Origin of the sequence: Streptomyces phytophilus, from assembly GCF_013870535.1 — a bacterium.
GTDB lineage: Bacteria > Actinomycetota > Actinomycetes > Streptomycetales > Streptomycetaceae > Streptomyces > Streptomyces phytophilus.
This window is the reverse complement of sequence record NZ_JACBXC010000280.1, coordinates 1-5947: the sequence shown is the minus strand read 5'-3', so window position 1 is coordinate 5947 and position 5947 is coordinate 1. Positions and strand designations below refer to the sequence as shown.

Here is a 5947-nt window from a genome sequence, read left to right as displayed (position 1 = left end):
GCCCGGGGGACACCGGCTACGGCCTCGGCGGCCCCGCGCTGGCCTGCCCGCTGGTCGCCGGCGGCCGCCGCGTCGGCACGCTGCTCTTCGGCCGCGCCGGCGTCGCCCGGATCGGCGGCGACGTCGTCGCCGTCGTCACGGACTTCGCCCGCCGCGTGGCGCACGCCGTCTCCGCCGCCCGCCAGTACACGCGCCAGGTGACCATCAGCGAGGTCCTCCAGCGGGGCCTGCTGCCCAGCGGCATTGCGGAGATGCCGGCCATGGACACGGCCGTCGTCTACGAACCGGCCGAGGGCGCCGCCGCGGGCGGCGACTTCTACGACCTCTTCCCCAGCGGCAGCGACCGCTGGTGCTTCGCGCTCGGCGACGTCTGCGGCCAGGGCCCCGAGGCGGCGGTCGTCACCGGCATGGCACGTCCGGTGCTGCGGCTGCTGGCGCGCGAGGGCTACGGCGTCGCCGACGTCCTGGCGGGCCTGAACCGCACGCTCGTGGAGCACGCCTTCGAGGCGGTGGAGGCGGCCACGGCGTTCGGGCTGCCGCCCGAGCAGGCGCGGTTCCTGTCGCTGCTGTACGGGGAACTCGTGCCGTACGAGCACGACCGCGGCGGCGTCCGGTGCACCGTGGCCAGCGCCGGCCACCCGCTGCCGCTGCTGCTGCGCAGCGACGGCGGGGTGCGGGCGGCGGCGGACGCGCAGTTGCTGCTGGGGGTGCTGGACGACGCGGAGTACTACAGCCAGTCGTTCGACCTGGAACCCGGCGACACGCTGCTGTGCGTGACGGACGGGGTGACGGAACGGCGGTACGGCGACCGGCTGTTCGACGACGAGGACGGGCTGGCGGAGGCCCTGTCGTGCTGCACGGGGCTGGGCGCGGCGGCGGTGGCGGAGCGGATCAGGACGGCGGTGCACGACTTCGCGCCGGTGCCGCCGCGGGACGACCTGGCGATGATGGTGCTCCAGGCGCGGGGGACGGAGCGGGGCGGGTACTGAGGCGGGGCTTGGCCGGGACGGGGACGGGGACGGGAGCCGAGCCCGGGGCTGAGCCGAGGGTGAGGGCCGAGGGCCGGGGCCCGGGGGAGTAGGGGCTTTCCGCCGGGCGGGGGACAATGGGGCGTATGCCCTCCGTACTGCCCGATGGCGAGCCCGCGCCCGAGGACGGGACCCTGCCCGCCGAGGCGCTGGCCGGGGCGGCCGACCGCCCCCTCGGCTTCTACGCCCACGTCCCGTACTGCGCCACCCGCTGCGGGTACTGCGACTTCAACACCTACACCGCGGCAGAACTGCGCGGCACCTCCCGCGACGACTACGCGGCCACCTTCGCCGAGGAGGTCCGCCTCGCCCGCAAGGTGCTCGGCGACGACCCGCGCGAGGTGGAGACGGTGTTCTTCGGCGGCGGTACGCCCACGCTGCTGCCGGCGGCGGACCTGGGGCGGATGCTGGGGGCGATCCGCTCGGAGTTCGGCCTCGCGGCGGACGCGGAGGTGACGACGGAGGCCAATCCGGAGTCGGTGGATCCGGCGTATCTGGCGGAGCTGCGGGAGGCCGGGTTCAACCGGATCTCGTTCGGGATGCAGAGCGCGCGGGAGCACGTGCTGCGGGTGCTGGACCGTACGCACACGCCGGGCCGCCCGGAGGCGTGCGTGTCGGAGGCGCAGGCGGCGGGGTTCGCGCACGTGAACCTGGACCTGATCTACGGCACGCCGGGGGAGACGGACGACGACTGGCGGGCGTCGCTGGTGGCGGCCCTGGGGGCGGGGCCCGACCATGTATCGGCGTACGCGCTGATCGTGGAGGAGGGCACGCAACTGGCGCGGCGGATCCGGCGGGGGGAGGTGCCGCCGACGGACGACGACGTGCACGCGGACAGGTACCTGATCGCCGAGGAGGCGCTGTCGGCGGCGGGGATGGAGTGGTACGAGGTGTCGAACTGGGCGGCTGCCGGGGGAGACGCGGGGGCACGGTGCCGGCACAACGAGCTGTACTGGACGGGCGCGGACTGGTGGGGCGCGGGCCCGGGGGCGCACAGCCACGTGGGCGGGGTGCGGTGGTGGAACGTCAAGCACCCGGCGCCGTACGCGGAGGCGCTGGCGGCGGGCCGGTCGCCGGCGGCGGGCCGGGAGGTGCTGACGGAGGAGGACCGCAGGGTGGAGCGGATCCTGCTGGAGCTGAGGCTGTCGGCGGGCTGCCCGCTGTCGCTGCTGCGGCCGGCGGGGGCTGAGGCGGCGTCGCGGGCGGTAGGGGACGGCCTCCTGGAGGGCGGTCCTTACGAGGCGGGGCGGTTGGTGCTGACGCTGAGGGGCCGCCTGCTGGCGGACGCGGTGGTCCGAGACCTGGTGGACTGAGGGCGGCGGGATGCCCGGATGCCCCATATCCCCCTCACACCCGCCCAAGGGTAGGCGGCTGCTGTGACATCGCCGGCTGGCGGGCGCGGGGCGGGCCGGGGTCGGGGGAGTGGCCGGTCGGAGTCGGTCGGCCGTCCGGAGGTGTACGTCGCTGCGCAAAACTCGGCCGCGTTGGGTGATTTGCCCCATTTCGAACGGGGTGTTACCGCGAGTTACGACCAGATTCCTCCGCCGATCCCGTACGCGTACGCGCCCCGCCCACCGGGCCCAACGGCAGGCAGGGCGCGCGCTCCCCGGGCCGGTCGTGAGTACCGCCGGCCGCCCGGGGGCCGCCTCTCGACCGCGGTCTGCCCCGGCGGCCGGGAGGCGGGGTTCAGTGGGGATGCCGCCGGATGAGGACGTTGGCGTCGCTGACGGCCGACAGGTCGCCTTCCGCGCGGGCCGTGGCCCGGTCCGCCGCCAACTCGGCGCACCGGCCGCAGCCGGGGGCCGGGGCGGTGTCCGCGGGCGGGAACATGTCGGGCAGGTAGACCGGGTCGGCCATGGACGTACGGCGCGGGGGAGCGGTCACGGTCGCCTCCCCGGCGGCAGCGGGGCCGCGACGGTGATCCGCCCGCGGCCCAGTTCGAGGTCGTTCTCTCCCGCGGTGGTGACGCAGTGACCGCCCGCCCGGTGGACCGCGAGGCGCAGGATCGCGCTGTCGGCGCGGTCCCAGCTGATGCGGTCCCAGGTGTCCACCAGGCACACCGCCGGGGCGGCAGCCTGACGCATGGCGTACGCGAGCATCCCCCACCGCGCCCGCCGCCAGGCGCACAGCGCCTGGTCCCCATGGTCCACCCACTCCCCGGCGACCACCCAGCCCCGCTCGACGGCATACCGGCGGCAGCGGTCTATGCGCTCGTCCAGGGCGGTGGTGGTGAGTGTGGCGTGCCGGTCGTAGATGAACGCCAGCGTGGGCCGGGGCGGGTCGGTGTCGGGAGTCTCCATCACGCTCACCTGTCGTCGGTGATCAGTTCGTCACCGACGGTAGGGGCGGCTGGAGTGCGGCAGGGGCAGAAATCCTGCCCCTCGCATGCCCGTTCGCTACGCGGCCAGGAGGCCGACCTTCGTCGCGAGTGCGGCTGCGCGCCGCCGGCGACCCGGGCTCTTGGCCTCGGACTCTTCGAGGATGATCCTGCGGGCGTACCCGTTGTAGCGGATCGTCTCCGGCGCCGCGGCGTTGGCCTTCTCCAGCGTCGCCAGGGCGACGTCGGGCTGGCCGTTGAGCTGGTAGCCGCGGGCCTCCTCGATGCGGTGCCGGGCCCGGCGCGGGTGGCTGGGGATGACGGCCGCGTCGGCCCGTGCGGCCTGCCGTACGGACTCGCCTCCGGCGTGCAGCTCCACGGCCACCGTGAGCGCGTGCGCGCCCATGATGGCCGCCCCGAAACTGGTGACGGGGTGGTAGTAACCGGCCGGGAGCCGCCCGGCCTTGGCGCGTGCGTCGTCCCAGTGCGCCCATGCCACCCCGGATGTGCCCCGGCGGGCCGCGGTGTAGCCCAGCTCGAAGTCGAGCGCACCGGCGATGGCCAGCACGCGGTCGTCGGCGTCGGGCAGCAGCGGGCGGAGATGGTCGATGGCCGCGCGGTTGACGTCGTCGGCGGCGTCGAAGTCCCGCGGGCCCGCGTCGCGGTGGGCCTGGGCGAGGAGCCAGGCGGCGGTGCCGATGGCGTGCGGGTCCTCGCTCTCCTGGGCGGCGACCATGCCGCGGTCGGCGACGCGCCAGAGGAGCGAGGTGTCGGGCTGGTAGGCGAGGAAGAACTGCGACAGCGCGTACGTCTCGGCGAGCAGCGACTGCGCCCGGCGGCGCTGAGCGGCGGTCCCGGCCTGTCTGGTGGCCAGGTGCGTGTCCAGGATCAGGTCGGGCAGCAGCGCGCCGATGACGTCCCGGTGGTTGGGGGCGGAGTGACGGGCGCTCCACGCGTGGTCGAGTCGGGCCCGCAGGTGCCCGAGGCCGGGGGCCTCTCGGTCGCCGGGCAGCGCGAAGCGGTTGATGGCGTCGCGGACCGCGGGGAGCCTGGCGTGTCCTGGGCCGATGAACATCTCGACGCTCATGGACTGGTCGCCGGTGAGGTCGGCGAGATCGCGTACGCGCAGCACCTCGGCGATCCGCAGGATCATGGGCAGCTTCGGCAACTGGAGCTTTCCGGTCTCCACTTGCTTCACCCACGACGATGACTTGCCGAGCAGCCCGCCCAGGACAGGGCGGCTGATGCCGCGGCGCTCGCGCAGGATCTGCATCCGCTGGCCGAACGCGAGTGGTTCCGTGAGCGGGTCGGTGGCACCGTCCGATGACGTCACAGCCTTACCTCTTCTCTGCGGCTCGCCACAGCCAGGGTAGGAGGTCCGACCCATTCCGTGTGGGCTCGGCCACAAACAGTGTGGTCGGCGGAGAGCGTGAGAACACCTCGTCCGGTGCTGGCCCCGCCGGGGCCCGGGGCCCTTCAGGGCTCCGGGGCCGTGACGAAGTCGATCAGTTCCTCCACCCGGCCCAGCAGTGCCGGTTCCAGGTCCCGGTACGTCCGTACCGAGTCCAGGATCCGACGCCAGGCGGCGCCCGTGTCCGGGGGCCAGCCCAGTTCGCGGCAGACGCCCGTCTTCCAGTCCTCGCCCCGCGGGATCCTCGGCCAGGCCGCGATGCCCACCGACGAGGGCTTGACGGCCTCCCAGACGTCCACGTAAGGGTGACCCACCACCAGCGCGTGGGCGCTCGTCACCGACTCCGCGATGCGCCACTCCTTCGTGCCGGGCACCAGGTGGTCCACCAGCACGCCCAGGCGTGCGTCCGGGCCCGGGGCGAAGGAGTCGACCACCGCGGGGAGGTCGTCCACGCCCTCCAGGTACTCCACCACCACGCCCTCGACGCGCAGGTCGTGGCCCCAGACGCGCTCCACCAGCTCCGCGTCGTGGCGGCCCTCGACGTAGATGCGGCCGGCGCGGGCCACGCGGGCGGTGCGGTCGCGGACCGCGATGGAGCCGGAGGCGGAGAGGAGGGGGCCCGAGGGCGCGGGGCGGCCGGGGCGTACCAGGGTGACCACCCTGCCGTCGATCATGAAGCCGCGCGGTGTCAGCGGGAACACCCGGTGCTTGCCGAAGCGGTCCTCCAGGGTCACCGTCGGGCCCTCGGCCGTCTTCTCCGTGCGGATGACCGCGCCGCAGAAGCCCGTCGCCACCTCCTCGACCACGAGGTCCGGCTCGGCCGGTACCTCGGGGGCGGGCTGCTGCGGCTTCTTCCAGGGCGGCGTGAGGTCGGTGTCGTAGCGGCGCACGGAAGTGAGATTACGACAAGCGCCCCGCCAGTTCGTCCCGTTGGGTCCGTACGAAGTCCGCCCCCACCGCCGCCCCGTGCCCCGGGACGTACACCGCCGCCTCCCCGCCCAGCTCCAGCAGGCGGTCCAGCGCCGCCGGCCACCGCGCGGGGTCCGCGTCCGGGCCCGCCTGCGGGGGGCCGGACTCCTCGACCAGGTCGCCGCAGAAGACGACGGCCGGGCGGCCCGGGACGTACACCGCCATGTCGTGCGGCGAGTGCGCCGCGCCCAGCTCGACCAGCAGCACCTCCCGGCCGCCCCC

The 5947-nt window shown here is 74.8% G+C and carries 7 protein-coding genes; 2 read left to right on the top strand and 5 right to left on the bottom strand.

Annotation, left to right across the window (positions count from 1 at the left end):
• Both H5J30_RS14825 and hemW read left to right on the top strand, forming a co-directional pair.
• Window positions 1-989, top strand: a 989-nt coding sequence (locus tag H5J30_RS14825) for a PP2C family protein-serine/threonine phosphatase (RefSeq protein WP_181787905.1), incomplete at its 5' end; no start/stop codon positions are given.
• 125 nt (window positions 990-1114) lie between these two features.
• Complete coding sequence (gene hemW / locus H5J30_RS14820) at window positions 1115-2341, top strand: radical SAM family heme chaperone HemW (protein WP_181787904.1); 1227 nt, start codon at window positions 1115-1117, stop codon at window positions 2339-2341.
• Window positions 2342-2714: 373 nt separating this feature from the next.
• Here hemW and H5J30_RS14815 read toward each other — a convergent pair whose 3' ends face one another.
• The 5 genes from H5J30_RS14815 to H5J30_RS14795 form a co-directional block, all read right to left on the bottom strand.
• A complete protein-coding gene (locus tag H5J30_RS14815; RefSeq protein ID WP_181787907.1) occupies window positions 2715-2912 on the bottom strand; it encodes a hypothetical protein in 198 nt (65 codons plus the stop codon).
• Window positions 2909-3328, bottom strand: coding sequence for a recombinase family protein (locus H5J30_RS14810; protein ID WP_181787903.1), 420 nt, complete (start codon window positions 3326-3328; stop codon window positions 2909-2911). Before H5J30_RS14810 ends, H5J30_RS14815 begins: the two co-directional genes overlap by 4 nt.
• A 96-nt stretch (window positions 3329-3424) precedes the next feature.
• Window positions 3425-4678, bottom strand: coding sequence for a helix-turn-helix domain-containing protein (locus H5J30_RS14805; RefSeq protein ID WP_309505533.1), 1254 nt, complete (start codon window positions 4676-4678; stop codon window positions 3425-3427).
• A gap of 143 nt (window positions 4679-4821) precedes the next feature.
• Window positions 4822-5646 (bottom strand): DUF3097 domain-containing protein, encoded by an 825-nt coding sequence (locus H5J30_RS14800; RefSeq protein WP_181787902.1) that lies wholly within the window; start codon window positions 5644-5646, stop codon window positions 4822-4824.
• 10 nt (window positions 5647-5656) lie between these two features.
• Window positions 5657-5947, bottom strand: a 291-nt coding sequence (locus H5J30_RS14795) for an MBL fold metallo-hydrolase (RefSeq protein ID WP_181787901.1), incomplete at its 5' end; no start/stop codon positions are given.